This is a genomic window from Streptomyces sp. Xyl84 (genome assembly GCF_059731885.1).
In genome coordinates this window covers 855,164-882,057 of the sequence record NZ_AP029183.1, presented here as the reverse complement: position 1 = coordinate 882,057, position 26,894 = coordinate 855,164, and the positions used below count along the sequence as shown (strand labels likewise).

Annotated in this window: 20 protein-coding genes and 2 pseudogenes; 8 read left to right on the top strand and 14 right to left on the bottom strand. The window is 69.5% G+C overall.

The annotated features are described in order from the left end of the window. Positions 1–91 precede the first annotated feature (91 nt). The 7 genes and pseudogenes from AC6I72_RS35510 to AC6I72_RS35480 form a co-directional block, all read left to right on the top strand. Positions 92–1,138, top strand: a complete 1,047-nt coding sequence (locus AC6I72_RS35510; RefSeq protein WP_498005661.1) for a PLP-dependent cysteine synthase family protein — start codon at positions 92–94, stop codon at positions 1,136–1,138. After that, positions 1,135–2,226, top strand: a complete 1,092-nt coding sequence (locus AC6I72_RS35505; protein WP_498005660.1) for a methyltransferase — start codon at positions 1,135–1,137, stop codon at positions 2,224–2,226. Before AC6I72_RS35510 ends, AC6I72_RS35505 begins: the two co-directional genes overlap by 4 nt. Positions 2,227–2,229: 3 nt before the next feature. After that, positions 2,230–3,630 (top strand): ATP-grasp domain-containing protein, encoded by a 1,401-nt coding sequence (locus AC6I72_RS35500; RefSeq protein WP_498005658.1) that lies wholly within the window; start codon positions 2,230–2,232, stop codon positions 3,628–3,630. Continuing rightward, positions 3,631–4,509 carry a TauD/TfdA dioxygenase family protein gene (locus AC6I72_RS35495; RefSeq protein ID WP_498005656.1) on the top strand — a complete coding sequence of 293 codons (879 nt, stop codon included), beginning with the start codon at positions 3,631–3,633 and terminating at the stop codon, positions 4,507–4,509. 2 nt (positions 4,510–4,511) lie between these two features. Continuing rightward, positions 4,512–5,291: an HpcH/HpaI aldolase family protein gene (locus AC6I72_RS35490; protein WP_498005655.1), complete on the top strand. Its 780-nt coding sequence runs from the start codon at positions 4,512–4,514 to the stop codon at positions 5,289–5,291. After that, on the top strand, positions 5,288–6,214 hold the full coding sequence (locus tag AC6I72_RS35485) for a PLP-dependent cysteine synthase family protein (protein ID WP_498005653.1): 927 nt from the start codon (positions 5,288–5,290) through the stop codon (positions 6,212–6,214). Before AC6I72_RS35490 ends, AC6I72_RS35485 begins: the two co-directional genes overlap by 4 nt. 97 nt (positions 6,215–6,311) lie before the next feature. Then, a pseudogene (locus AC6I72_RS35480) lies at positions 6,312–6,647 on the top strand (amino acid permease); the annotation flags it as partial. A 584-nt stretch (positions 6,648–7,231) separates the two neighbouring features. Here the strand turns inward: AC6I72_RS35480 and AC6I72_RS35475 are convergent. The 10 genes from AC6I72_RS35475 to AC6I72_RS35430 all read right to left on the bottom strand — a co-directional run bounded on the left by AC6I72_RS35475 (position 7,232) and on the right by AC6I72_RS35430 (position 20,100). Beyond that, a complete protein-coding gene (locus tag AC6I72_RS35475; protein ID WP_498005651.1) occupies positions 7,232–8,899 on the bottom strand; it encodes an AMP-binding protein in 1,668 nt (555 codons plus the stop codon). Positions 8,900–8,943: 44 nt separating this feature from the next. Next, positions 8,944–9,903 carry a ketoacyl-ACP synthase III family protein gene (locus AC6I72_RS35470; RefSeq protein WP_498005649.1) on the bottom strand — a complete coding sequence of 320 codons (960 nt, stop codon included), beginning with the start codon at positions 9,901–9,903 and terminating at the stop codon, positions 8,944–8,946. After that, entirely contained in the window at positions 9,900–11,063 is a 1,164-nt protein-coding gene (locus tag AC6I72_RS35465; protein WP_498005647.1) for a cytochrome P450 family protein, read from the bottom strand. Before AC6I72_RS35465 ends, AC6I72_RS35470 begins: the two co-directional genes overlap by 4 nt. A 53-nt stretch (positions 11,064–11,116) precedes the next feature. Continuing rightward, on the bottom strand, positions 11,117–11,404 hold the full coding sequence (locus tag AC6I72_RS35460; protein ID WP_498005645.1) for an acyl carrier protein: 288 nt from the start codon (positions 11,402–11,404) through the stop codon (positions 11,117–11,119). A gap of 149 nt (positions 11,405–11,553) precedes the next feature. After that, entirely contained in the window at positions 11,554–12,786 is a 1,233-nt protein-coding gene (locus AC6I72_RS35455) for an MFS transporter (protein WP_498005644.1), read from the bottom strand. A gap of 141 nt (positions 12,787–12,927) precedes the next feature. Continuing rightward, on the bottom strand, positions 12,928–14,214 hold the full coding sequence (locus tag AC6I72_RS35450) for a lysine N(6)-hydroxylase/L-ornithine N(5)-oxygenase family protein (RefSeq protein WP_498005642.1): 1,287 nt from the start codon (positions 14,212–14,214) through the stop codon (positions 12,928–12,930). Further along, complete coding sequence (locus tag AC6I72_RS35445) at positions 14,198–15,640, bottom strand: pyridoxal phosphate-dependent decarboxylase family protein (protein WP_498005640.1); 1,443 nt, start codon at positions 15,638–15,640, stop codon at positions 14,198–14,200. The genes AC6I72_RS35450 and AC6I72_RS35445 overlap by 17 nt, the downstream gene beginning before the upstream one ends. A gap of 155 nt (positions 15,641–15,795) precedes the next feature. Next, positions 15,796–16,917: a hydroxymethylglutaryl-coenzyme A reductase family protein gene (locus AC6I72_RS35440; RefSeq protein ID WP_498005639.1), complete on the bottom strand. Its 1,122-nt coding sequence runs from the start codon at positions 16,915–16,917 to the stop codon at positions 15,796–15,798. Between the two features lie 1,490 nt (positions 16,918–18,407). Then, positions 18,408–19,727: a WXG100-like domain-containing protein gene (locus AC6I72_RS35435; protein ID WP_498005638.1), complete on the bottom strand. Its 1,320-nt coding sequence runs from the start codon at positions 19,725–19,727 to the stop codon at positions 18,408–18,410. Between the two features lie 16 nt (positions 19,728–19,743). Further along, the gene (locus AC6I72_RS35430; protein WP_498005636.1) at positions 19,744–20,100 is read right to left on the bottom strand and encodes a hypothetical protein; all 357 of its coding nucleotides are present in this window, start codon (positions 20,098–20,100) and stop codon (positions 19,744–19,746) included. A gap of 512 nt (positions 20,101–20,612) precedes the next feature. Between AC6I72_RS35430 and AC6I72_RS35425 the strand changes: the two are divergent. Then, positions 20,613–20,921 (top strand): annotated as a pseudogene (locus AC6I72_RS35425) (transposase); the annotation flags it as partial. Positions 20,922–21,226: 305 nt separating this feature from the next. Here AC6I72_RS35425 and AC6I72_RS35420 read toward each other — a convergent pair. From AC6I72_RS35420 to asnB, 4 genes are read right to left on the bottom strand one after another with little or no spacing between them, the layout of a single operon-like run. Beyond that, positions 21,227–22,636, bottom strand: coding sequence for a dihydroorotase (locus AC6I72_RS35420; protein ID WP_498005634.1), 1,410 nt, complete (start codon positions 22,634–22,636; stop codon positions 21,227–21,229). Continuing rightward, positions 22,624–23,775: an acyl-CoA dehydrogenase family protein gene (locus AC6I72_RS35415; protein WP_498005633.1), complete on the bottom strand. Its 1,152-nt coding sequence runs from the start codon at positions 23,773–23,775 to the stop codon at positions 22,624–22,626. Before AC6I72_RS35415 ends, AC6I72_RS35420 begins: the two co-directional genes overlap by 13 nt. After that, the gene (locus tag AC6I72_RS35410; RefSeq protein ID WP_498005631.1) at positions 23,754–24,800 is read right to left on the bottom strand and encodes a PrpF domain-containing protein; all 1,047 of its coding nucleotides are present in this window, start codon (positions 24,798–24,800) and stop codon (positions 23,754–23,756) included. The genes AC6I72_RS35415 and AC6I72_RS35410 overlap by 22 nt, the downstream gene beginning before the upstream one ends. Continuing rightward, positions 24,797–26,596 carry an asparagine synthase (glutamine-hydrolyzing) gene (asnB, locus tag AC6I72_RS35405; protein WP_498005629.1) on the bottom strand — a complete coding sequence of 600 codons (1,800 nt, stop codon included), beginning with the start codon at positions 26,594–26,596 and terminating at the stop codon, positions 24,797–24,799. Before asnB ends, AC6I72_RS35410 begins: the two co-directional genes overlap by 4 nt. Positions 26,597–26,894 lie beyond the last annotated feature (298 nt).

Genomic DNA, 26,894 nt, shown 5'->3' with positions numbered 1-26,894 from the left:
CGCCCGGCGCATGCTGTGAAGCATGCGAGGCGCCCGTCATCCCCGCCGGCGGAAGCCGCCGGCGTGAACGAGACGGCGGAGAGGAATCCTGATGGACGAGGTCCGGAAGATTTTGGCGCCGGTGGTGGACGAACTGCTGAAGCCGTTCAGCCAGGTCGCCGAAACCGAGCTGCAGAGCATGGCCGCCATTCATGAACGATATCCAGGGATAGCCAGATTCCGTGAACGGCTCGGGAACACACCGCTCATCGAGGTCCCGTCGAGCCCCGGCGGCGCGACCATTCTCGCGAAGTGCGAATGGGGAAACCCGGCGGGGTCGCTGAAGGACCGCGTGGCCTACGCGCTCGTCTGTGATGCCATCAGGCGCCACGGGGACCGGCCCGCCGAGGATCTCCGGCTGGTGGAGTACTCGGGCGGGAACCTGGGGCTGGCGCTGTCCTGTCTGTGCGCGGAGGCGGAGATCCCGCTGCGTCTGGTCGTGGCGTCGTTCACGTCCGAGAGCGTGCTGGACACGCTGCGGTCCCGCGGGACCGCGGTGGACATCGCCCCGCAGGAGGAGGGCTTCCTCGGCACGATCAGGCAGGCGCTGCGGATCGCGGACACGGACGACTCCTGGCAGCTCCTGTTCCAGCACGTCAACCCGGCCAACCTGACGATCCATCAGGCGACCACGGGCACCGAGATCGTGAAGCAGCTGGCCGGCCGCAAGCCGCACACCTGGGTAGCCGCCATCGGTACGGGCGGCACCCTCATCGGCGTGCTGAACATGCTGCGCACCGTCAATCCCGGCGTCCGCGCGGTGGGTGTGACACCGGCGGAATCCCCCTACGGGCACGGCGGGGCTCCGGCGACCCCCCAAGGACTGTGCGGCACCGGTGGACTCGGGTACGGCCTCAAGCAGCCGTTCGTGAAGGCGTACGAGCACGACGTCGCCGCGCACCGGCAGGTCTCCTATCCGGAAGCGCTGGAGGGGGCCGCGGAGTTCTACAGCCTCACCGGCACCCGGATCGGCACCTCCGCCTCGGCGAACTGGCTGGTCGCGCGCAAGATCGCCGCACAGCTGCCGTCCGACGAGCTGGTGGTCACCATGTTCGCCGACGCCGGAAATCCCGAGCAGTGGAAGGCGATAGGGAAATGACCACGTCCGCGGGGCAGCCGGGGAGTCCTGAACACGTCCTGGGACAGTTCCGGGACATCGCGGTCGGCCCGACCAGGTTCATGACCGTGTACGCCTGCTACGAGCTCGGCGTCCTGGACCACCTCCGGAAGAACGACGGTACCTGGCTGTCGGCCGCACACCTGGCCGAGGCGGCCGGCGTCCGGCCGGACGCCGTCGAGCAACTGCTGCACCTGCTCGTCAAGGAAGACCTCGTCACCTACGACGAGAGCGCCGGCGGCTACCGGGCGGGCGGCCTCGCCCGCCTCTCCGAGGACGAGTTCGCCCGGGCCATGCGCCTGATGACCATGATCAAGGAGGTCTGTCTGCGGCAGCTCTACCACCTGGCCGACAGCGTGCGGACGGGAAGGGTGGTCGGCCTGGAGGAGATCTTCGGGTTCCGCGGCAACCTCTACGAGGCGTGCGCCGAACACGAGCAGCTCCGTACCGCGTGGTCCGCGATGATGGACCAGACGACGTCCCTCATCGACCCGTGGTTCTTCGACAACGCCGGCATCGAGCACGGCAGCAGGGTGCTCGACCTGGCGGGGCACACCGGACTGGGTGCGATTCTGACGTGCAGGTACAACCCGGAGAAGAACCTCCAGGTGGCCTGCTTCGACTTTCCGGAGAAGCAGGAGGACGCGCTGGAGAACTTCCGCGCGCACGGAGTCGAGGAATCCTGCTCCTTCATCGGCGGCGACGTGTACGACGGCCTTCCCAAAGGCTTCGACGTCGTCCTGGTGAAGCATTTCCTGGATCAGCTCGGCAAGGAGAACGTGTTCCGGGTGCTCCGTGCCGTCCACGACTGCCTTGAGCCCGGCGGGCGGATCTACGCCCTCGTCCCGACCTACCCGGAGAACGTGAAGGACTCGAGCCAGGCAGACTTCTTCCCGGCGTATTTCCTCGGCTGCAGCACGGCCGAGGGAGGTCCGCAGAAAGTCTCCACCTACCGGCAGTGGATGGAGGAGTGCGGTTTCACCGCCATCGAGACGATCACTCACGAGGCCGGCATGCGGCCTCCCGAGATGATCCATGTGCACAGCATCATCTGCGGAGTGAAGGAATAGCCGGTGAAAAAGCGAATCCTGCTGGTGCACAGCCGGTCCGGTCCGCCCCTTGATTTCGCGCTGCCCCGGCTGGCCGCCCGCGGAGAGCTCCACGTGCTCGCGTTCCGGCCGCTGCCGGCCGAGGCGGAGGTGTTCTGCGCCTCGGTCGTCCCCGCCCACGAGCGGCGGCTGAAGGGCGACGAACTGGTCGACGCGATCGTGGAGGCGGCCGTCCGGGTCGGTGCGGACGCGGTGTGCGGCCTGTCGGAGTACACGGTGGTCCCGGTCGCGCTGGCGGCCGAACGCCTGGGCCTTCCCGGCCCGGGCCCCGGAGCGGTGTCCTCGCGCGACAAGCGGTCGATGCGGGCCGCGTGGGAGAAGGCCGGGGTGCCGCAGCCGGCGTACCGGACGGTGACCTCGGCGGCGGACCTGCGCCGGGCGTTTCGCGAACTGCGGCCGCCGCTGCTGCTGAAGTCGGCGTGGGGCGCCGGCTCGACCGCGCAGCTCGTCATCTCCTCCGAGGAGGAGATCGAGCCGGCGTGGGAGGAGGCGACCGCGGTGATGAAGGCGGCGGACGCGGCGAACGTCCTCATGCTGGAGGTGGCGGGTGCGGAGAACGACTTCCTCGCCGAGGAGATCATCCCGGGGACGACGCAGTCCTGGTGGGAGGACGGGAGCGGCTACGGCGACTATCTGAGCGTGGAGGGAATGGTCGTCGAGGGTGTGTACCACCCGGTCTGCATCACGTCGAGGCTGCCGACGATCCCGCCCTACATGGAGCTGTGCAACATAGCGCCGTGCGAACTCCCGCTGCCGCTGCAGCGTGCGGTCGAATCGGTGGCTCGCGCCGCGGTCGACGCCCTCGGGCTGCGGACCTGCGGTACCCACACGGAGATCAAGCTGATGGCGGACGGGGAACTCGCGCTGATCGAGTCCGCCGCGCGCTTCGGCGGCGCCGCGATCCTCGCGCAGATCGAGCACGTCTACGGCCTCGATCTGATCGGGATGCTGGCCGACGCGCTGCTCGGGCTCCCGGCCGGTCCGCCCGATTCCATGCTGACCGGGCAGGACGCCGAGGGGGCCGCGTGCACGCTGTCCCTTCTCGCCACGAACGCCGCCGGGGATCCGTGGTCGAAGGACCTGGTCTGGGACAGCCGCGTGGTCGACTGGGCGTCCTTGGTGACACCCGGTTCGAGGATCGAGACCGTGCCGAGCCTGACGGTCCCGGACGGGACGCCCATGCCGAAGTACGAGCGCAGCGGCGGAAAGATGGTGCTGGGCGGAGTTCTCTACCTGGAGTCGGCGGATCCCGTGACCCTCGTGCACGACGCGTACGCGGTGCTGAACGGCCTGGAGGACGCGCTGGCACGGGGATGGCACGAGCGGACCGCCCAGGAGACGGGGAAACACAGGGGGGTTGAGTAGATGAGCGCGATCGACATCCGGCGCATCGGCGGCCGCATAGGCGCCGAGATCACCGGTATCGACCTGGGCGCCACGATCTCGGATCAGCTGTTCGCCGAGATCAAGCAGGCGTTCCTCGATCACAAGGTGCTGTTCTTCCGCGATCAGGACATCACCGACGAACAGCAGTTGGCCTTCGCCGGCCGCTTCGGCCCGCTCACCCACCGGCATCCGCTGATGCGGACCGCCGAGCAGAGCCCGCAAGTCCTCGTCGTGGACGGGGAGGACCAGCGGGCCAACCACTGGCACTGCGACATCAGCTTCACCGAGACCCCGTCACTGGGCACCACACTGCGCAGTGTGGTCCTGCCGCCGTACGGCGGGGACACGCTGGTGGCGAGCGGCGCGGCCGGCTACCGGGACCTGCCCGCCGAGCTGCGGGAGATCGCCGACCGGCTGTGGGCGGTGCACACCAACCGCGCGGAGCAGCCGCGCCTGGGCACCGAGCGGGGTGAGGAGGTGCGCCGGGCCTTCCTGGCCAAGCGGTTCGAGACCGCGCACCCGGTCGTCCGCGTCCACCCGGAGACGGGCGAACCCTCCCTGTTCCTCGGCGGCTTCGCCCAGCGCCTGGTGGGAATGACCCTCCGCGAGTCACGGCCGATCATCGACGTGCTGCAGTCCTACGCACTGCGTCCGGAGAACCAGGTCCGCTGGAACTGGCGGCCGGGAGACGTGCTCATCTTCGACAACCGCTGCACGCAGCACTACGGCGTCGACGATTACGACAGCCACCGGCGGCTGCTGCACCGGGTCTCGGTCACCGGCGACGTGCCTGTCGGCCTGGACGGGAAACACAGCTACGCGATCCGTGCCGGCGACGGTGACGAGGAAGGGCGGTAGACATGTCGTTGCCGGATTCGTTCGCGCGGCGGCTCCGCGCCCGCGAGCAGCTCACCGGTTACTGGATCTCGTGCGACAACCCCGTCGCGGTCGAGCGCATCGCCCGGCTCGGCTACGACTACATCGGGGTCGACGGCCAGCACGGGGTCCTGTCGCAGCCGGGATGGAACGCCGCGATGATGGCGGTGGACGCGGGACAACGCGCCGCGGGCCTGATCCGGGTCCCCTCCGTGGATCCTGTCGCCATCGGCGCCGCTCTGGACACCGGTGCCCGCGGCGTGATCGTGCCCATGGTCGAATCGCCGGAGCAGGCCGAGGTCGCGGTGCGGGCCACCCGGCACTGGCCTGCGGGGACCCGCAGCCTGGCCGGCCCCGTGCGGGCGCAGTTCCGGCTCGGTGACGTCCCGGCCGAGATCGACGAGGGCGTGGTCTGCATCGTCATGATCGAGACCATGGCCGCCCTGAACGACCTGGAGAAGATCTGCGCGACCCCGGGCCTGGACGCCGTCTACCTGGGACCGGCCGACCTCTCCGTGGCGCTCGGCGGACGGTACTTCGGCGATCCCGCGGTGCGGCCGGCCCTGCTGGAGGCGACGGCCGCCATCGCCGAAGCCGCACGGCACGCGGGTGTCGCCGCCGGCATCCACTGCATGGACGGGGACAGCGCGGCCCGGTGGCTGTCGCAGGGTTACACCTTCGCCACCGTCTCCAGCGACATCACCCACCTGGAACAGGTCGCGGCCGCGCACCTGGCGGCAGCCCGTGGGGCGGGGGTCTCATGAGCGCGCAAGGCCGGATCCACCAGTCCGTCGAGGAGCTGATCGGCGGCACCCCACTGCTCCAGTACCGGCTGCCGGGCGTCCCCGAGGGGGTGCGGACCCTGGCCAAGCTGGAGATGCTGAACCCGCTCGCCAACGTCAAGGACCGGGCGGTGCTCTACATGTTCCGCGACGCCCAGCGGTCGGGGGAGCTGGCGGAAGGCGGGACGGTGATCGAGTGCTCCTCCGGGAGCACCGGGATCTCCCTTGCCGCGCTCTGCCTGCGGCACGGTCACCGCTGCATCATCGTCATGCCGGACAACGCCACCGTGGAACGGCAGCTGATACTGCGCAAGCTCGGGGCCGAGATCAGGTTCGTGCCCCATGGCGACGGGCTGCCGGCCGCTTGGGCGTACGCGGAGCGGCTGCAGAAGTCCACACCCGGCTCGTGGCTGCCGCACCAGGACACCAACCCCGCCAACGCGCTGGCGCACTACGAGACCACCGGCCCCGAGCTGTGGCAGGACACCGAGGGCGAGATCGATGTGCTGGTGTGCGGCGTCGGCACCGGCGGCACGCTGACCGGGACCGCGCGTTTCCTCAAGGAACGGCGCGACGTCCATGTGGTCGCCGTCGAGCCCACCAGGTCGGCCGTCCTCTCGGGAGGCGAAGCGGGACCGCACGGCATCCCGGGGATCGGGGCGGGCTACGTCTCGGAGATCACGGACCTGGCGCTCATCGACGAGGTGATCGCGGTGTCGGACGACGACGCGGCCGGCACGAGCCAGGAGATCACCCGGGCCACCGGCCTGCTCGCCGGGATCTCGTCGGGGGCCGCGGCCCACGCCGCCCGTATCGTGTCCAGGCAGCCGCGGTGGTCCGGGGCGACGATCGCCGCGGTGTTTCCCGACTCCGGTGAACGCTACCTCTCGACCGGCTCGGGCTGAGCTGCCGGCCGGGTCTCCCGCCGCGCGTGCGCTGCGCGGCGTCCTCCGGCGGCCGCTACTCTCAACGCACGTACGACGAGCGGGAGGAGACGGTCACGTGCCTCGGGACCGGGCGGCCGGCGGGGAGGCGACCCCGGCGGCAGTGGCCCAGGAACGCCGGTTGCGCCGGGATCTGGGCTACTGGGGGCTGACGGCGATCGCGTTCTCCAACATCGTGGGCTCGGGGTGGTTGTTCGCCGCGATGTACGCGGCGCGCACGGCGGGCCCGGCGTCCCTGCTGTCGTGGGTGGGGGCGGGCCTGCTGTGCGTCCTGGTGGCGCTGGTGATGATCGAACTGGGCGCGTCCCGGCCGGAGGGCGGTGGCACGGTGCGCTGGCCGTTGTACGCCGGGGGACGGCTGGTGGGCACGCTGATCGGCTGGTCGGTGCTGCTGTAGAGCCGCCCGCCGTCCGCGTCCAGCCACGCACCGTCCACGCCGGGAGAACTCACCGCGGTTGGGTGCGTCGATGGCGACGACCGCGAAACCCTCGGCGGCGTAGCGGCGCGCGCGGGAAGCGGCGCCTGGGGGCTGTCTTGCGCTGCGAGCCACCGTGGCCCAGCGGAATCAGGCAAGAGCACCACAGGCGCCTTCCGGCGGCCACAGCACGCCGGGGACCTCATCGACGGTGGAGAACTGTTCGGTGATGCCGTCCGACGACGTCTGGGAGGTGAAGCGCATCAGCGTTTCAAGCCTTTCGGGACGCCTTGTGCGGGGCGCTCTCCAGGCCATGCCGAGGAGGGAGCTCCGACCTGGGACAGTGAAGCGCTCAGCTCGATGCGTTGACTCCAGCCGACGGTGGGGGCTGGTGTGGAGCGTAGTGGTTGGTCTCGTGTTCGTGGGGCGGGAGGGTTCCGATGGTGGTGAGGAGGCGCAGGTTGTCGCGTTTGAGCAGGTCACAGGCCCGCTCATGGCCGTCGTCGTGGATGGTGGTGCGGATCGTGGGTACGTCGCCGACTTCACCTGCGGGGAGCGCGCAGTCAGTCCTTGGCCAGGTGCCGGAGGTAGCGCGCCGCGAGCCCGCGCTGCCACTTGCCGCTGGTCGTGCGGGGCAGGGTGCTGCGCGGTACGACGTGCACGTCAACAGCGCCGAGGTCCAGACGAGCGGACACCAACCTCCGCAGACGGGCCGACAGATCGCCCGCCATCGCGAGGTCGTCCGTTTCCGCTATCACGACCATGCGTTCGCGGTCGTGGTCGGCCACCACCACACAGCGGCCGGACCCGCCGGGCAATCCTGTCCGCACCACGTCCTCGACGTCCTCGGCGAAGAAGTTGCGGCCCGCTACGATGACCATGTCTTTGGCTCTGCCCGCGATGTACAGCTCACCGCCCACTCGCACGCCCAGGTCGCCGGTGTGCAGCCAGCCGTCCCGCAGGAGCGGGGTCAAGGTGCGCTCGCCCGGCAGGATGTAACCGTCGGCGAGCGAAGGGCCGCGCAGGACGATCTCGCCGACCTCTCCTTCGGCCAGTTGGCGGCCGTGTCCGTCACGCAGACCGAGGTCGAGTCCCGGGACGGCGCGCCCCACCGAGACCAGCCCGGTCGCGTTGTCCGCGTTGCCGGGGAGGATGACTGCCCGGCGGTGTTGTGCCAGGGATTCCCGGTCGAACCACACCACCTTCGCGGGGGCGTCCGCCGGGGGACAGGCGACGGACATGACGGCCTCGGCCATGCCGTAGACCGGCTTCATCGCCGTGCCGACCAGTCCCGAGGGCCTCAGGGTCCTGGCCAGGTCGGCCACCGTGCTCGGTTTCACCGGTTCACCGCCGTTGAGAGCCAGCCGCAGGGAACCCAGGTCCAGCGCGTCCAGCATGCCGTCCGGACACGATGCGACGATCCGGTCGTAGCCGAAGTTGGGGCTGCCGAACACCGTCGCCCTACAGGCACTGAGGTGCTTGAGGACTTCCCGTGGCCTGCGCACGAACCGCCACGGGGTGAACAGATGGTGCTCGTAGCCCAGCCACAGACCGTAGACCAGAGTGATCAGTCCGAAGTCATGGAACAGCGGTACCCAGGAGACGACCACGTCTTCCATGCCGATGGAGCTGGCTGCGAAGGTCGCCGTCAGACACGCGAGCACCGCTCGGTGAGAGAGCACCACTGCCTTCGGGCGGGCGGTGGTACCCGAGGTGAACTGCACGATCGCCGGGGTTTCCGGCCGGGTCACCGCGCCGGCGGACCGACCGGGCGCCGGGGCGCAGTCGGACACCGCGACGGCCACGAGGTCCGGTCGCACCCTGGTGAGTTCTCGCGCGATCTCCACGTACTCCTCGCCCACCAGCACATGCCGCAGACCGGCGAGCGCCGGGGCGAGGCTGGTGGCCACCTCGCTCGCCGAGGCACGCACGGGCGGCACGGGGAGGACGGTGATGGCACCGCCCGCGGCCCACACACCGAACATGGAAGGCGCGAAGTGAGGTGAGGTGCCGATCAGCAGACCGACGGGCGTTCCCTCGGTGACGCCGAGTCTCACCAGTGCGTCGGCTACCCCCCAGGCTCGTGCGGGGATGTCGCGGTGCAGCAGCGTTTCCCCGGCCTCGGGGAACACCAACCGCGTGTGACCGCGGTCGTCGTCGAGGTGGTCGAGCAGCTCGGCCAAGGTCCGGACCAGGGACCTGCCAGGATGTACCAATGTGTTGTCGCCCATGGTGGGGTCTACCTCTCAACCTGGTCGGTGCGGCGGTCTCGCACTCACTTGCCCCGCGTGAGCAGGCAGGTGCTGCTGACACCGGCGCCGACACTGACGTGCAGATGATGTCGTCCCTGACCGGGCGGCGGCTGTTCGGCGAGGTTGGCGGGCAGATCGCCGCTACCGAGATGGCCGGTCCGTTGCCCGACGCGCACGACCTTGTCGCGCAGCGCTGCGGGTAGGGCGGTGGTGGTCAGGTGGTCGGACAGCGTGCGCCCGATCCTCGGGAGCAGCACCGCGGTGATCGTCGGGCTGTCCGCCTTCAGTGCGGCGTCGTCGAGTACTTCGTCGACGGCCCGGCGCACACAACGACTGATCTCGCGCAGCGTGGTCCTGCTCGGGGGCTCGTAGCGCCTGACGCTTCGCTCGAACGGGTGGGAAGTGGGGTAGGCGAGTTCCAGACTGTTGTTCCCCGCGGAGGCGATGGCCTCGATCACCTGCGGGCCCCGCCCTCGGGTGAGGACGGTCGCGGTGGCGCCGTCGCCGAGGGGCGGCACGGACTGCCAGCGGTCGTAGGGCAGTGCGCCGAAGGCGTCGGCTGTCGTCACGAGAGCGGCCCCGGCACGCGGCTCGGCGAGCAGGTGGGCGACAGCGAGCTGCAACGCTCCGCCGCCACCGTTCGACATCTGGTGCACGCCGATCGCCGGGCAACCGAGTGCCTTCAGCTCTCTGGCCACCCGGTGGGGTGGGGTCCACGTGCCGGGGCCCTGGTCGTAGACCCAGGAGTGGACGAGCAGTCCCAGCTCCTGTGGCCGTACCTCAGCCGAGTCGAGAGCGCGGCGTGCCGCCAGACACGCCATCTCCGTCGCGGTGCGGTCCGAGGTCGGCAACTGCTCGAAGTCCTCGCCGGAGGAGTCGGCCGGCAGAACGACACCCCGCTCCTGTGCCAGTGTCGCCGGGTAGGCGTCGTCGGGCAGCCACAGCGCACCGGCCGCGACGGTGACCGCTCCCGCGACTCTCATGAGCGCGGCCCCGTGAGCCGGACCGGTATGCGTTCGGGTCCGCGCGGGCCGAATCCGCCGTACCACACGAGCTCTTCCACCGGCAGTTCCAGACGGAGGCCGGGGAAGCGCCGCAACAGCGCAGGCCATGCGGTGGCGGCCGTACGCCGCGCCAGGTGCGCCCCCATGCATCGGTGCACTCCACCGCCGAACGACAGGTGGCCGGGGCCCCGGCTGCCTCCTCCGGCGGCGGCCGGGCAGGCCGCGTCGTTGTTGGCGGCGACGATCAGGACCATGACTGCCTCTCCCGGCTCGATGGCCTGGCCGGCGACCACCATCCGTTCGGTGGCGAATCGCCAGCTCGTGAAGGAGATCGGCGGATCGCTTCGGAGCAGTTCTTCGACCACCGCGCCCGGGTCGCCGGTCAGCAGCTCGGTACGCGCGCGGGAGTCCTCCAGCAGCTTTGCAGCCCCGTAGCCGAGCAGGGGAATCGTCACCACACCGCCGATCACGACCATGGCCAGATTCGAGGCGGTCTCCCTACGGCTCAGCAAGCCGTCTCGCCGCGCCCGCAGCAGTGCTTCGAGCAGGTCACCGCGGCCGTCCTCGGGTGTCCTTTCCTGCCAAGCGCGTTCCACTGCCTCCGCGACGACGTGATACGCCCTGACCATGTCCGGATCAGCCGGATCCGCGGGCCCCAGCAGCTTCTCTCCCTGCAACATGATGATCTTCGTCAGGTCCGCCGGGACGCCCACCATGCGACCTACCACGTCCAAGGCGAGCGGAGTGGCGAAGTCGACGATCAGGTCGGCGGTCTCTCGGGCGGCGAGTGCGACGAGCCGGTCCTCGACCGCCTCCTCGATGACAGCCTGCCGTCTCGCGATGGCCGTCTCGGAGAGGTACTTGCCCATCACCCGCCGGATCCTGGTGTGGTCCGGTCCGTCGAGGTTCATCAACTGCCGTCCGCTCACGGCAGTGAAGTCCTCCGGCACCCGGCGGCTGCCCACGGCCTGGCCGTATCCCGCCACCGGGAGCGGGTCCTTGGTCAGCCGGGGATCACGCAGCGCCGCCTCGGCCGCCGCGCGACTGGTGATCAGCCATACAGGAACCTCGCCAGGGAGCACGACGCGATGCACGGGGCCGCGTGCCGCCAGCTCCTCGAAGACGGCCGGACGCGGCACTCGGTGGTAGTCGTCCGTCTCAAGCGGACGGCACAGTGCCGTGCGGGGCTCGCTCATCCGGCCAGGCTCTTCTCATGATGCCGCTCGATCGCGGCGGCCAGTTCACCGATCGTGCGCGCGGTGACGAGTTCGTTGTCCTCCAGTTCGACACCGAGGCGGTCCTCGATCATTATGAGGCCGCGCAGCATCGCCAGGGAACTCATGTTGGGCAGGTCCCGCAGCGACGCGTCGACCGCCAAGTCGGTGGTCGCCCCGTCGATCCCCAGTGCCTGCACGAGCACGTCCCGGACCAGCGCGGTGAAGTCGATGCCGTCTCCGGTCGTTTCGGCTGGGCTGTGCAAGGGAAGTCCTCCTCGTCCTGTGAACAACTTCAACGATCGCGAGCAGGGACCGGCCATGGGATGCGCCTGCCGCAACGGGGAAAGACCCCGATGGGGCATGGTTTCGGCCCCGCCCGTCACGGGTTCGCGGGTGATGCGGCGGCCCCCGCTCATGCCGTCTCGCCAACGGGCCGGTTGCGCTGAGCCCACCGCACCACCGGCGGCATCACCAGACCGAGCGACATGAAGACCAGGCCGAGCACGAACCAGCCGGGCCGGCCCATGGAGATGCAGAGCAGCCCCAGCACAGGTGGTGCGACCGCGTTGGCGAAGACGAAACCCATGGCGTAGACGCCCGTGTACTCTCCGACGGCGTGCGGCGGAGCCAGCCCGTAGCTGAGTTCGAAGCCGGCGGACGTCTGCCACAGTTCGCCGGCGGTGTGGACCACCGTGGCCAGCAGAACGGCCGACCCCGCTACCCAGCCCGGCAGGCCGGGCAGCATGGCGAAGAGCGCTGTCGAGACCAGGAAGGCGAGACCGGCCCGGCGCATGGCACGTCCGGCGGCGGCCGCCGTGTTGATCCCCCGGCTGGCCCGGACCTGCAGGAACACGCACAGCGACGTGTTGGTCATGGCGGCCGCGCCGATCAACCAACCGGGGGCGTTCGTGTAGCCGACGAGCCACACAGGCAGGGCGAACACCAGCACCGCGTACTGCATGCACATCACGCCGTCCAGCGCGGTGAGGGACAGGTAGGGCAGATCGCGAAGGGCGATCCAGCGGTCCCCCTGACCAGGATGGGGCACCGGTGCCACCCGGGGTACGCGGCTGACCAGCACCGCGGACACCGCGTAGGTGAACGCGTCCCCGAGAACGAGCGTGAGGTAGGCCGGCCGCGTGTCGATCTGAATGACTGCCGCCGCCGCGGCCCCGCCGACGGCCATGCCCACGTTGGTCAAGGACCGGAGGTATGCGCGGAACGCCGCGGGATCCCCACCGCCCAGGGCGCGGATCATCGGGCCGCGCGCCGCGAAGCTCGCCGCCTGAGCGAACTGGAGGAGAGACACCGAGACGAGGAAGGCCAGGAAGGAGTGGACGAACACGAGCGAGGCCGCGACGACTCCCTGGCAGAGCAGTGTCACGGTGTACGTCTCGCGCGAGCCGCGCCGGTCCGCCAGACGGCCCGCGGTCACGCCGCCCGCGAAGCCGGACAGCGCACTGACCCCGAGGCCCAGGCTGACCTGCGAAACCGGTAGCCCGGCCGAACGGGTGAAGAAGAGGGCCTGACCGGTCACGTAGAGGCCGTTCCCGACGTTGTTGACCAGTTGGGCCGCAGCCAGCGAGCGCTGTGGTCCACTGTCGGGTATCAGGCCGGGTCTCCTTGCCCGTATTGCGCTCAGCATCACTTCCGATATGCGCCCTGCCTGGTGTGGTGAGCACCTGTCCGCGCCGTTGTGCGGCAGATGGAAGGATAGTCCGCGGCTCTTCGCAGGCGATCGGTGCCCGAGGCCGGTCCGGCTGACCGCCGGGATGAGCCCTGCGGGTCATACGCCGAACTCCTGGAAGGCGATGGTCTTCTCGACGGGGTAGTGCTCGGCGCCGAGCAGCTCCCGGATGATGCACGAGTTGCGGTACGCGCCCATGCCCAGATCGGGGCTGGTGAGGCTGTGGGCGTGGACACCGCCGTTCTGCAGGAACACACCTTGGCCGGTGACGTCGATGGTGTAGTTGCGTGCGATCTGGAAGCGGCCGCGGCTGTCGAAACGGAGGCGGTCCCTGACGGAGTCCAGGAAGGCGGGGGGCTCGTAGTGGTAACCGGTGGCCAGGACCAGGCCCTCGGTGCGGATCTCGAAGTCCTTGTCCTGCTCGGCCTGGTGGAAACCGAGGGTGTATGAACCGTCGCGGTACCGGGCACTCACGAGGGATGAGTTGGTGAGCAGCCTGGTGGCGACGGCACGGCCGCCACTGCCGACCTTCTTCTGGTACAGCAGGTCGAAGATCGAGTTGATCAGGTCCGAGCTGATGCCCTTGAAGAGGGGTTTCTGCTGTGCTTCCAGACCGTATCGCGTCGCTTCGGGAAGAGCGTGGAAGTAGTCGATGTACTCCGGGGACGTCATCTCCAGGGTCAGTTTGGTGTACTCCAACGGGAAGAAGCGCGGGGAACGGGTGACCCAGTTCAGCTGATAGCCGTGCACATCTGCCTCAGCCAGCATCTGGTAGTAGATCTCGGCCGCGCTCTGGCCGCTGCCGACGATCGTGACGGACCTCCTCGACTGCAGCTCCGCCTTGCGCTGAGCGTACTCGGAGCTGTGCAGGAAGTCGCCGCTCAGCCCGTCGCAGACCGAGGGGACGAAGGGGACCGTACCGGTACCGAGTATGAGACGGCGCGCCAGATACCTTGCCCCGGAATCAGTGCGGACGACATACACCTCGTCCTCGTACGTCACATCGACGACGGTCGTACCGAAGCGGACGTTGCTCAGCCGGTTCGCCGCCCAGCGGCAGTAGGCGTCGTACTCGACCCGAAGCGGGAAGAAGTTCTCACGTATGTAGAACGAGTACAGACTGCCCTTCTCCTTCAGGTAGTTGAGGAAGGAGTACGGGGACGTCGGGTCGGCGAGGGTGACGAGGTCCGACATGAACGGAGTTTGCAGGTGGGTGCCTTCCAGAAGCATACCGCCGTGCCACTTGAAGGCCGGCTTGGCCTCCAGGAAGAGGCCGTCGAGTTCGGCGATGGGTTCGGTGAGGCAGGCAAGGCCGAGGTTGAAGGGGCCGATCCCGATCCCCACGAAGTCATACGTCTTGGGACGGGGCTCAGCCGAGGTGCTCACGGGCACCCCCCAGATAGTGCTCGGCGTAGTCGGTGATGAGGTCAAGAACCGCGGAGATGTCGGCCACCGTGGTCTCGGGGTTGAGCAAGGTGAACTTCAGGTAGGTGCGCGCGCCGACCCGGGCGGTCGCGATCACGGCCTCGCCGGAGGCGAACAGGGCCGCGCGGGCGTGGAGGTTGGCGCGGTCGATCTCTGCCGGGCCGGTGTCGTCCACCGGGACGTAGCGGAAGACCAGGGTGGAGAGGGCCGGCTCGACGGCGACGTCGAAGCGGGGGTCGGCATCCAGCATCCGCCAGCCCTCGGCGGCCCGGTCGCAGACCTCGTCGAAGAGCTGGCCCACGCCGTCGGCACCCATCACGCGCAGAGTCAGCCACAGCTTGAGGGCGTCGAAGCGGCGGGTGGTCTGGAGGGACTTGTCGACCTGGTCAGGCGTGCGGTCGGCCACCGGACGGCGCGGGCGGTGGCCGCCGGCGTGGTAGGTGGCGTGACGCAGGGCAGCGGCGTCCCGGACCAGCACTGCGGAGGAACTCACCGGCTGGAAGAACGACTTGTGGTAGTCGACGGTGACCGAGTCGGCGCGGTCGAGGCCGGCGAGGCGGTCCTGGTACTTCAGCGAGGTGAGCAGTCCGCAGCCGTAGGCGGCGTCGACGTGCAGCCATACACCGTACCCGTGGCACAGATCGGCGATCTCTGGAAGCGGGTCGATGGAGCCGAAGTCGGTTGTGCCGGCGGTGGCGACGACGGCCATGGCGACGAGTCCGTCCCGCTTGCAGCGCTCCAGTTCGTCGGCCAGGGCGGTGGTGCTCATCCGCTTGTACTGGTCGACCGGCACGGAAACCACCGAGTCGGGGCTCAGGCCGAGCAGTTTGGCGGACTTCTGCACGCTGAAGTGGCTGACCTCGGATGTGAAGATCCGCAGGGTGGTGAGGCTGTCGCTCTTGGCCTCCTCTCGGGCGAGCAGCAGCGCCTGGAGGTTGGACTGGGTGGCGCCGGAGGTGAACACACCGTCGGCGGTGGGGGCGAGGCCGATGCGGCGCGCCGTCCAGTCGATGAGCCTGCGTTCGATCAGAGTGGCGCCGGCCGACTGGTCCCAGGTGTCCATGGAGGAGTTGACGGCGGACAGGACCGCCTCACCGAGCACAGCAGGGATGACGACCGGGCAGTTGAGGTGGGCGAGGTAGCGCGGGTGGTGAAAGTAGACCGCGTCGCGGAGGTAGACGTCCTCCAGTTCGTCGAGCGCCGCGGCGATGTCGCCGAGCGGGTGCTCAAGGTCGACGGCGTCGATGCGGGGGGAGAGGGCGTCGACGGTGACGCCGGTGAACGGGCGGTCGGTGGCGACGAGCTTGGCCGCCACCCGCTCGACTCCTTGGCTTACGGAACTGCGGTAGTGCTCCGCGGTGAGGCCATTGAGCAGGTGTGAGCGCATACGAGTCCTCCGTGGGGGCGGTCCGTGCCGGATGTCTGTTCGGACTGACCTGCGTATTTCACTCGCCGCAGTGCCAGGTATCGGCACCGGGATCTCGGATCGTGCTGGATTTCACGGTGCTCGGCAAGAATCGACTTCGTGGAGATCGCCGAAGTTCACAGTGATGACGCGCCGAGTCCCGTGAGCGAAGTAGGCCGGTTACGGCCCAGTGACTCGTGCGCAGGGACGAACTCATGCGCACACTGCGCGGTTGCGCAGCTTATCTCTCCCGCGAGTATGACTGCTCCCATCAGCGCAGCCAGCTTTCTCGCCTTTCCCGGTCCGGAACAGCCGACCATGGACAGGGTGGTCTCGAACCCGGGAAGTCCGGTACCACCGCCCACCGTCCCCACGATGAGGCTCGGTATGGTCAGGCATACTTCCAGCTCGTCCGGCCCCACCATTCTTGCCTCTACGATCACCTGGGAGCACTCGGCCAGGTATGCCATGTCCTGGCCGAAGGCCTGGAAGAGCGCAGCCATCCCGTTCGCGGCATGAATGTTCAGCGAGTAGCTGGCATGGTGGGCCAATGTGCTGCTGCATTCCCCCAGAAAACGCTCCAGTCGCTCCGGACTGGTTCGGGTCATGCTTTCCAAGACGTCGCGTCGCAGCACCGTGCGGGCCAGTACCTGCTTGCCTTTGCGGCGCAGGGGGGTGCTCTTCTTGTCTTCAGGATAGGGGAGCATATCGTGCTCGACAAGATCACTGTTCTGGGTGATGAACTCCGCGACCTGGCTGATCGCCTTGCTGGCCATATTGCTTCCCATGGCATCGCCTGTCGTGAAGGCGATGGTCAGGAGTACGCGCGTAGCCTGACGATCGTAGGAGACGTCCGCGACACTCAAGTGCCCGCTGTTCATCACTGCAATGTCGCAGATACGTTTCTCTTGACCGTGGCACCAGTCCACCAGCTTCCCCGCATCGGACAACGTTGCGCAGGTGAACTGAACAGACCGCAGGAATCGGTCTCCATAGACCTCCACCTCGCAACCGCCGGACGCGTTCATCGCTTTGGCCCCTCGTGCGTAGGAAGCCACCAGGGCCCCTTCGAGAGTCGCCATGGGGACGACGAACTGGCCATTCAGTTCGGTGCCGTATATATCGAACGGCCCGCAGAGGCCGACGGGCACGGTGACGGCGCCGATGAAGTTCTCTATGTTCCCCGCCACCTGGTCCTCGGTGAGCACGGTCTGCAGAGGTTCACAACTGCCGCCAGCGAGGCGCGCGGCCAGTTCCACTCGTTGACGGTAGTCGTGTCGCGGAACAGAGAAGTCCATGCTGAAACTCCCCAGGAAAGAGGTGGGATGACGGCAAGCGATGTCGACGTTCAGCGTTCAGGGGCGGTTGGGACGGCAGGCCGATGAATGGTTCGCTCAAAAAACGCGTGCACTGCGAAATCTCTCCGAACCAGCGGGTGCGGTAGCGCTGCATCACACTAGAACGCAGAAGGGCCGGCGGGCAATGACTCAAAAGCAACTACACATGACTCTGCACATGATTGCCATCAGGTTTGTCTCACCTTCACCAGGTATGCGCCCAGTATCTACGTATCATGTCCGGGCTGACTGGTCATGCGGAGCCGCGTGCGGAACCGGGCGTCGCGTCGTCGAGAGCCGGGCCAGGTGTCGGCGGCGAAGCCGCCGAGGGCGTCCGGCCGGTACCGCACATGTTGGAGTCGGTCGCAACGAGGGCTTCGAGCCAAGGCGAGCACGGCCTGGCTGCGCTTGACGTGTGCCCGCACGTGGTGCTGCCGTGCCTGCCGCGGCACCGATCGGCCTCCGTCCGGGTCCGCTCACGACAGGTCTGCCCCCAGGTGTCGGCCCGCCACTCTGCGAATACCCAGGCAGCGGGGTGTGGTGCTGCACCGCACGCACGGTCAAGCGGGCCGACGCGCAAGGATTGGCGCCAGCCCAGGGGCTCACCCGGTGTGGCGGGCCGTTCCGGCGGTGTGCCGCTTGCGTGGCGTGGCACCGTTCCTCGCCACCGTGTTGTCCTGCCTGACCGTCGTCTCGCTGGTCACCGTCCATGCGACGTTCGATGGGCTGAGCCGACGGGCTCACGCACGCAATCCGGTGCTCGCGCCGGACGGTACGGCGCCCACCGTGCTGTGGAACCGGTGCTGGGACACCTCGCGGGGCAGGCAGTTCACCGTGTGGGTCATCGAGGCTGTGGCTCCACGAGCGTCTCTGCCACCGGGACTCGCCCGATGGCCTGCTCCGGGAGAGGCGTACATGTCCGCCGCGCTCGCGCGAGATCCTGGGGACGAAGGGTTTGCACGACGCTACGGCTTCATCGGCGGAAGCGTCTCCGAGGAGGAGCTGAGAGCACGCCTGACGAATGCCTGGTCTACGTACGGTCGGAGCGGGAGATGCTGCACAGCAGTCATCTGAGGCTCGTGGTCGGCTTCGGCGGTCCCGGCGAGTCACCAATCCGCTGATCCCGCTGAATGGAAGCGGTGGCGGCACCAGGCAGCGCACTTCTGCCTGACCGTGAGCTGCTGTGGATCACTGCACCTCGGGCGGAGTCTGCCAGCGTTTACTGGGCTGGCGTCAGGACGTCCGAGAAGGTGCCGTCAGCAGCCCGGCGGGGCTGCGGGCCGACGGCAGCCGGTGGTGGACCAAGGCTGGGTGCTGGGCCGATCCGCCCCGCGACCCCCGCCAGTGATCTTGCTCAACAAGCGGTCGTTCTGACACGGCGGGATCAAATGCCAGCGCGATTCGGCGACTGGTCAGGGGACCGACGGATGCAGCGCTCTGAAGACAGAACTGATGACGTCGTCGGGTTCGAGGTCGAGGAAGCTGCGATCCGGGTCATGGGTCGGGGAGTCCGGGCGGAGGTCGAGGAAACTCTCCCCGGGGCCATGCGGACCGTCGTCGGGTTCGAGGTCGAGGAAGCTGCGATCCGGGTCATGGGTCGGGGAGCCCGGGCGGAGGTCGAGGAAACTCTCCCCGGGGCCATGCGGACCGTCGTCCGGTCCAAGGTCGAGGAAGCTGCGATCCGGCTCCTGGCCTTCTGCGGCCCGGCGGATGGCAGGGGCTGTGGCGCCAGGGTTCTTGTCGAGGCGCGCAAGGTGATGGTCGATAAGTTCCTCGAGGTGCTCGGCCGGTGAGAGAGCGAAGCGGCCCGCGGGGTTCTGGGCGTTGTGCCTGGCGCCCCAGACGGCGTTGTAGGAGCCGTTGGCCGCGCCCGCGACCCAGTCGCCGGACAGGCCGTAGACGCTGTCCTGTGCTACGGCTTCCGCCATGCCTGTCAGTGCACCGAAGCCGGCGTTGAAGCTCACCACGGTGCCGAGCCTCGCCAGCGACTGCGCGTTGTTCGGCAGCCTGGTGAAGAACGGCATTTTCGTCAGGTTCTTCAGTCCGGCCATCGCCGTACCGCTCACCAGTCCCATGCCGAAGCCCACGGGAGCCCCGACCGCTCCGTTGACAGCGGCCACGCCCAGCTCGTGTCCGTCGAGCGTGCGGCGGTGGCCTTCGCCGAGTTCGATGATCTGAGCAAGCAGTGCCATGCCGACCATGGCGACCACGGATTCGGTCAGGCGCGTCAGCATGTGGGCGACGGCCTGGCGTACGAAAGCCAGGCACAGCACCCTCGTGGCGACAATGTCCTCAGCGGCCTTGGCCGCTCCGCCGAACATCCATAGCGCCGAGTCGATGATGAGTTGCAGGAACAGCACGACCAGGGCGCCGATGATCTCGATGCGCAGCGTCTCGATCTGCAGGGCCTCCTCTTCCAGTGCCTCCGCTGCGGAGTCGGCGGCCTCCATGAGGAGCGGGAGCACCGCGTCGGACTCTTCCCCACCCTGGCCACCGACGAGTCGGGCCAGGACGGCATCGACCGCTTCCTCGCCGGCGCCGGACAGTGCCCGGGCTGCCAGGGACCGGACGGTGGTGACCTGTTCGGCGATGAGTCTGAGCGAGTGGGCCGTCTCCCGCCACGCTCTTGCTTCAGCACGCAGAGCGGTCTCGTCGCCGGTGGGCCAGCGATTGCCGGTTGTGATGAGCAGCAGGTTCTGCAGCTCAGGCGGGACGTTATGCGCGTCTACCACGCGGAACGGTCCTTCCTCAGATGTGTTCGGTCGAGGCCTGAGCGATCGCGTTCATGGCGTGCTCCTGGGCCGCGTGGAAGCGGGTGTCCATGGCGCTGAGGTCGCTGGCGATGTTCCGGAGGACCTTCGGAAGCCCCTGGACGGCGTGGAAGAGCGCGTCGCGTGGTTCGGCGAAGACACTGCCGAACGCCTGCCCAAGTGCCGGGTCATCGCCCCACGGCGCGGGACCGGAGCGATGGACCGCGCTCGCCAAACTCTCCGCGAGGCCGCCGGCGGCCTCGGCCGCATCCTCGGCTTCTGCGATAGCGCGCTCCAGCACCTCGAAGTCGACAACGAGGTGGCCACCGTCCGAGAGACCGCGGCCGGCGGGCATGCGGGGTACGTTCAGGTCCGGACGAGGCGCCGACACGGGTACGTTGCGGTAGCCATCGGGCGGAGACGGGACCGAGGCGCTCCCGTCCACGGGCGGCGGTGAACCAGGCACAATCCCCATCCCCTGACTGATCACGTGCGGGTACCACCGGACAGGCCGTGGCCTGACGAGAAGCCCTCGCACAGCTCACGACAGCAACTTCTGTCACGGTCTGACCACAACAACACGACCACAGGGCTGCCGGACGTCGCCCTGACGAACCCCTGATGCGCGCACGCCGCCCCCTGACGCGAAAGTAACGGCGGCGGACCAGCCAGCTGGGATCGCGGTCCAAAGCCCCTCGACTGTCCGGAGGATTGCCGAGGTCCTTGTTCCCGCCGAAGCCCAAGGCACTCTCCTCTCATCAACGCCCTCGCCGCATCGGGCGGGAAGGCGCTGGACTCCGTTCGCCAGGCACGGTCCGAAGTCCGCTCACGGGAGTGGTCTTTGTCCGGCAGCCATGCTCCGGACGCGGCCGACCTCGAACCCGGCCCCGGCCGCGGGGCCGGGCCGAGGACCGCATCCGGGCCGCCCGGGTCCCCGGGCTGCGGAACCTGTCCCTCCATCACACCGCCCGGAACCGGCTCTGGCTGGAGATCGTCCAGATCGCTCTCGACCTGCTGGCCTGGATGCCGATGCTCGCCCTGACCGGCAACGCCAGACCCTGGGTACCCCGCCGTATGCTCGCCGTGGCCGGGCAGCTCGTCACCACCGGGCGTCGACGGACCCTGCGCCTCGCCCGACATCGGCCCTGGACCAGCCGCATCACCGCCGCACTCGACGGCTCGCTCAACCGCGAACTCCGGCTGACCAGCAGACTCCCCGGCCCGACGACAGCACCACCCGTCCCGGAGAGTGGCACCCGGCGCCCACCCGAGGCGACACCCGGGCCGCTGCCCCGCCCGCCCTCAGCCGCAGAACGCGTGATGGTCCGCCGACTCCGTCAGCGGACCATCACGAAAGACCGAGGCTGAAGAGCTGCGAACAAAAGTGGGCCCGGCGGGCGGTGTCCGCTGATCGGAACCCACTTTTGCTCGCAGCTTTGACACCCACACCCGCGGGGCGGACACCTCGGAAGCCGCTGGGGTCACGCGCGGGCGCAACGCGTCGTGAGCGGTTCGCGCGGCATCGCGGCCGGCAGCCAGCGTCCCGTGGGGCTGCCGAAGCTCCTCTCGTCCGCGTCCCAGACCACCTCTCCCGCCCGGATCGTGGTCAGCACCCTGCCGGCCATCGTCCACCCCTCGTACGCCGACCAGCCGCACTTGGCGTGTACCTCGTGGGCCGAGAGCATCCACGGATCGTCCGGGCCGAAGATCACCAGGTCCGCGTCGGCGCCCGGCTCCAGGCGGCCCTTGCCCGGCAGGCGGAAGAGCGCCGCCGGCGTGGCCGCCAGGTGCTCGACGAGGCGCATGATCGCCACGTCGGAGGATTCGCCGGGCCACCGCCGGCGCATCCCGGTCCAGACGGCGACGGCCAGCTCCTGCACGCCGGGGATCCCGGGCGGAGCGTCCGGCACCGGCAGGAGCTTCTCCGCCATGGTGTGCGGAGCGTGGTCACTGCCCAGGGTGGCGACCTCGCCGCGCCGCAGGGCCGCCCAGAGCCGGTCCTGGTCCGCCGTGGAGCGGATGGCCGGCGACAGACGGGTACGCGCCCCCGTCCGCAGCGTGTCGTGGTCGGTGAACGACAGGTGGTGCGAGGTCACCTCGAAGGTGAGGGGCAGCCCCTCGGCGCGTGCGGCCGCGAGCAGGTCGACCTCCTCCCCGCTCGACACGTGCAGGATGTGTGCCTTCGTTCCGTACCGGCGCACGAGCCCGATGACATCCGCCACGGCCGCGATCGCACCGCTGCGCGGCCGTGAACGCTCGTAGGCGGCGTAGTCCCGCAGCCGCCCGCGCACGCCGTCGAGCATCGTGAACAGGGTGTCCCGCTCGGCGTGCAGCACCAGCCGGACGTCGCCGGCAGCGGCGGCGGCGAAGATCCTCTCCAGCTGGTCCCGGTCCCGTACGACCGTCGGCGCGGTCTGGTGCCCGGCCATGAAGACCTTGGCACTGGTGGCGATCGCGGGGTCGAGGCCGGCGAGCAGTTCGGGGTGGTGCGGGTCGGCGCCCAGGTGGAACCGGAAGTCGACCAGCGACGACCCGGCCACCAGCGCGGCCTTCGCCGCTATCGCCTCCGGTGTCAGTCCCGGAGGCTTCGTGTTCGGCATGTCGATGACGGTGGTGACGCCGCCCGCCACGGCGGCCCGGCCGGCGTGCTCCCAGTCCTCCTTGTGCTCCAGGCCCGGCGTGCGGAAATGCACATGGGAGTCGATCAGGCCGGGCAGGACGTAGGCGTCGCCGGCGTCGAGCCGTGGCACCCCCGGCGCGGCCTCGTCGGTGCCGGTGACGGCGGCGATCCGGCCGGCGGACACGACGACCGTGCCCCGCCGCACCCCCGTGGGCGTGACGAGGCGCCCGGTCACCACGAGGTCGGCACGTTGCGGGCTCAGTTCTCCCATGACTCCGCCACCAGCTCTCGGCACAGATCGTTGGTCGGGCCCATCAGGGTGACCGCCCGGGCATCGGCGATCAACCGGTTCAGCCGGTGATCGACGACGTACCCGGCGGACCCGAGCATGCGGGAGACCTCCAGGCACATCTGCTCGGCGGCGGCCGAGGCGTGCAGCTTGGCCTGCAGCGTGGTCCGGCCCGGGTCGTCCGACGACCGGTGGCCCGCGCGCACGACGAAGGCACGCGCCGACTCCAGCAGTGTGCTGAGCGAGACCAGCTGGTGCCGGACGGCCTGCGCCCTGGCCGCGTCGAGGCGGGCGCGGTGGCCGGCCGCGAGGTCGTACACCGCCTGGGCGATGCCGATCGACACCGCGCCGAGTGTCGCGCCGCTCTCGCGCACGCCGGCGATGATGGCCGTCGCGTGCCCGAGCGGTCCCAGGCGGTCGTCGTCGGTGACCTCGCAGTCGCTGAGCTGGACGAAACCCGTCGCGGATCCGCGCATGCCGACCAGTTCCAGGCTCAGGTCGGGCATCAGTCCGGGGTTGTCGCCGCGCACGAGGAAGAAGGTCTGGCCGGCCGAGCCGTAGCTGCTGTGCGGGTCGTCCTGTGCCGCCGACGTCTGCACGAGCACGAGGTAGAGGTCCGCGACCCCCGCGCCGGTGGTGAACGCCTTCGCGCCGCTCAGCAGCCACCGGCCGCCCGGGAGCCGCTCGGCGGTGGAGGCCAGCCGCTTCTTGGCGGCACCTGCCCCGGTCTCGCTCCAGGCCGAGGCGGCGAGGAACTCGCCCGAGGCCAGGGCCGGCAGGTACCTCGCCTTCTGCTCGTCGGTCCCCCATTCGTCGATGCGCGCGCACACCGCGAAGTGCTGGAACAGGATGATCGCCACGGACGGGTTCACCGTCGCCACCTGCTCCACCACCCGGTTGACGGCCGCGGCGTCACCCCCGGCGCCCCCGTACGCCTCCGGGACGGCGGTGGCGAGCAGTCCCGAAGCCCGCAGCTCGGACAGCACCTGCTGGTCGGGCTTGCCGCTGACGGCGGTTCGAGCGTCGGACTCGCGCAGCATGTCCAGGATCGGCGGGTCGAGGGTGGGCCCGACCGTGCGGACGACGTCCTCTGTGCGGATCAGGCTGGAAGCGACAGACATTCTCCGAACTCCCTGGGTCGGAAACGGGTGAGCGATTCGGGGAAGAACGGGCCGTGGTACCGGACGGTCTTGTTGCCCACCGCGACCCAGGCGAGTTCGGTCCGGCCGTCGCCGATCCGGGTCGTGGCGGTGACCGCCGTGCTTCCGCCGGTGGTCCGGATGTCCACCTGGCCGCCGAGACAGCCGACCTCGCGCGCGGCGAGCCAGGGAACGGTCTCCGGGATGCAGCTCGCCGCCCCCAGGCAGACCGCGCCGGTCAGCGCCAGCGTGGGGTGCCAGCCGGGCACGGTCACGGCCCGGGCCGCTATCCGCCCGGCTCCGTCGGGAACGACCACCGCGATCTTGGGGAACGCGCCGTCGGGCGGCCAGTCGAGCAACCGGGCCGCCGCCGAGCGGATCCGTCCCAGCCGGTCGAACAGGCCGGCACCCCCGGCGAACAGTTCTGCGGCGTCGCTCACCCCGGCTTCCCGCGCGCCGACGAAGACGTACGGATTGCCGGAGGAGACCATGGAGACGGTCACCTTCTCGTCCTCCAGGTCGAGAATCGTCTGCGGCTCGTCGCGCAGCAGCAGCCCTGCCACCGGGACCGGGGGCGTGTGCAGGAAGTACATCGTGCACCGGGCGGTCTCCCGGTCGGCCTCCTCGGTCTCGCACACGAGGTGATCGCCGTTGTTGAGGACGTGCACCCGCACCCGGTCCCCGGGGCCCTGCCGGGGAAGCATCCCGGACCGCCCGGCGGCCATCACGGAGCACAGCACGGAGTGCCCGCACGAGCCGCGCAGATCGAACCGCGCCAGACCGTCCGGCAGCGCCTGGATGAAGCGGTAGTCGAGATCGAACAGGGGATGCGACGAAGGCTCGATCAGCGCGATCTTGAGTATGTGCGCCCCGCCGGCCCGCACCAGCCGCCGGCGGACCTCGGTGAGGGCCTCCAGGAGCGGCTCCCGCTCCCTCGGGAACTGCCGTGCGTCGAGGACGAGGGTGGGGCAGGGACTCCCGGACGCGTAGGCGATGTGACCGATCACGCGACCATCGCTCCCCTCACGGCTTCCACCCGTGCGCCCGCCCGGAACCGCTCCCGCCAGACCTCGTGCACCAGCAGGGCCCATATCGTCAGCGCCGCGGTGTCGTCGGGGCGGTCGGCCTGGGCCTTGAAGAGGTTCTGCACGGCGCCGGGGTCGAGCTGGCCCGCGGAGCGCAGCCGGCTCGCGCCGAGCATGTCCTGGGCGAAGTCCCACAGCGGCTGGCCGGGGGCGAGCATCGCGGTGAGAGGCAGGGTGAAGGGCTGCTTCGGGCGGTTCAGGACGTCCATGGGCAGCAGTCCGGAGGCGGCCGCGTACAGCGCCCGCTTGACCCGGCCGCCGCTGATGCGCATGTGGCCGGGCAGCGCCCGCCCGAAGGCGACGACGTCGCGCTGGCAGAACGGCAGCCGCACCTCGACCGAGTGCGCCATGCTCAGGTGGTCCACGCGGCGCAGGTGGTACGCGGGCAGACGGTATTCCATCTCGAACGCGGTGATCCGGCCCAGCGGGTCGTCGCCGTCGCGCAGGAGGCGGCTCGCCCGCTCGGGAAGCGCGGCCGCCAGGTCCACCTCGGCGGCGTAGTCCTCGGTGTAGAGCAGGCCCCGCAGCCGCGCGGGGGCGACGGCGAGGGCGTCCGCGTACGACGCACCCCACGCTCCGCGGGCCTCCGCCGCCGCGCGCATCCGGTCGTAACCGCCGAAGACCTCGTCCGCGCCGTCGCCGGTCAGCGCGACCTTGAAGCCGGCGTCCCGGACGGCGCGGAAGAGGGCGTAGGTGCTGAGCGTGATCGGGTCGGCGTTCGGCTGGCCCAGGTGCCACACGACGTCCGACACGAGGTCGGGGAAGGTGGCCGGATCGAGCTCCACCTGGTGGTAGACCGCCCCGGTCCGCTCCGCGATCTGGCGCGCGAAGCGCCGCTCGTCCCCGGGCCAGGAGCCCTTGTAGGAGAGGTTGAAGGTGTGCAGGTCGCTGCCGTCCTCCGCGGCGAAGGCCGTGACCAGCCCGGAGTCGAGGCCGCCGGAGGTGATCGAGGCGAGCGGGACGTCGGCCACCCGGAGCCGGCGCACCTCCCTGCGCAGCATCGCGCGCAGCCGGCCGGGGATGTCGTCGCCCGGCAACAGGCCGGGCCGGGGCGGGTCCCGGCGCAGCACGCGCAACCCCGAGGCGCGGTCGCAGACCGCTGTGGTCGCCGGCGGCAGCACCCTGATGTCGCCGAACATCGTCTGCTCGCCGAAGGGCGTCTTGGTCGCGAGGTAGGCCTCCAGCCCCGGCGTCCAGGCGGTGCGCGACACCGCGTCGAACGCGAGCAGGGCGGGGATCTCCGAGGAGAAATGCAGCGCTCCCGACGCCGGATCCCACCGGTAGTACAACGGCTTCATGCCCACGTGATCGGTGGCGAGCACGAGCCGTGGCTCGGCGCGCCGGTCGAGGACGGCGATCGCGTACATGCCGTCCAGGTGCTCGGTGAAACCGTCGCCGTACGCGTCGTACAGCGCAGGGAGGACCGACCCGTCGCAGCGGTCGGAAAAGGTGTAACCCCGCGCGCGCAGCCGCTGCCGAAGCTCTTCGTGGTTGTAGATCTCTCCGTTGAAGACGACTCTTATCCGGCCGTCGAGAAGCTCGTACGGCTGCTGGCCGCCGTCCAGATCCACAATGGCCAGCCGGTTGTTCCCGACGGACCACATCGCGTCGTGCGCACTGCCCTGGCCATCGGGGCCACCGTGCCGCTGAAGCGCGCCCACCGTCTGAAGTTCGCGCGGGGTCACCACGCCATTAAAATGACCGAATATCCGACACATCGCCCGACTCTCGCCTGTGTGAATTAATGGGAAATGGACTATCAGTACCGATGTGACGGTAGGTCGAATCCGTCTCCTGGCTCAGCGTGCGGCTTCTGCCGGTTCTGCTCTCACCGAGAAAGGAACCGGTCCTCGTTCATCCCATGCATTGCCCCAAGTTGACCAGTCCGACCTAGAAGCGGGCTAGAGCGTCGGTCCGGCACGGGGGCGCCGGGCCGGGCGTGCCCGCAGAGGCGTGCAAGCGGCTGCGGCGGTCGCCGGACACCGGTGAACCCTGGCGTGCCCCCCGTCCGTTTCC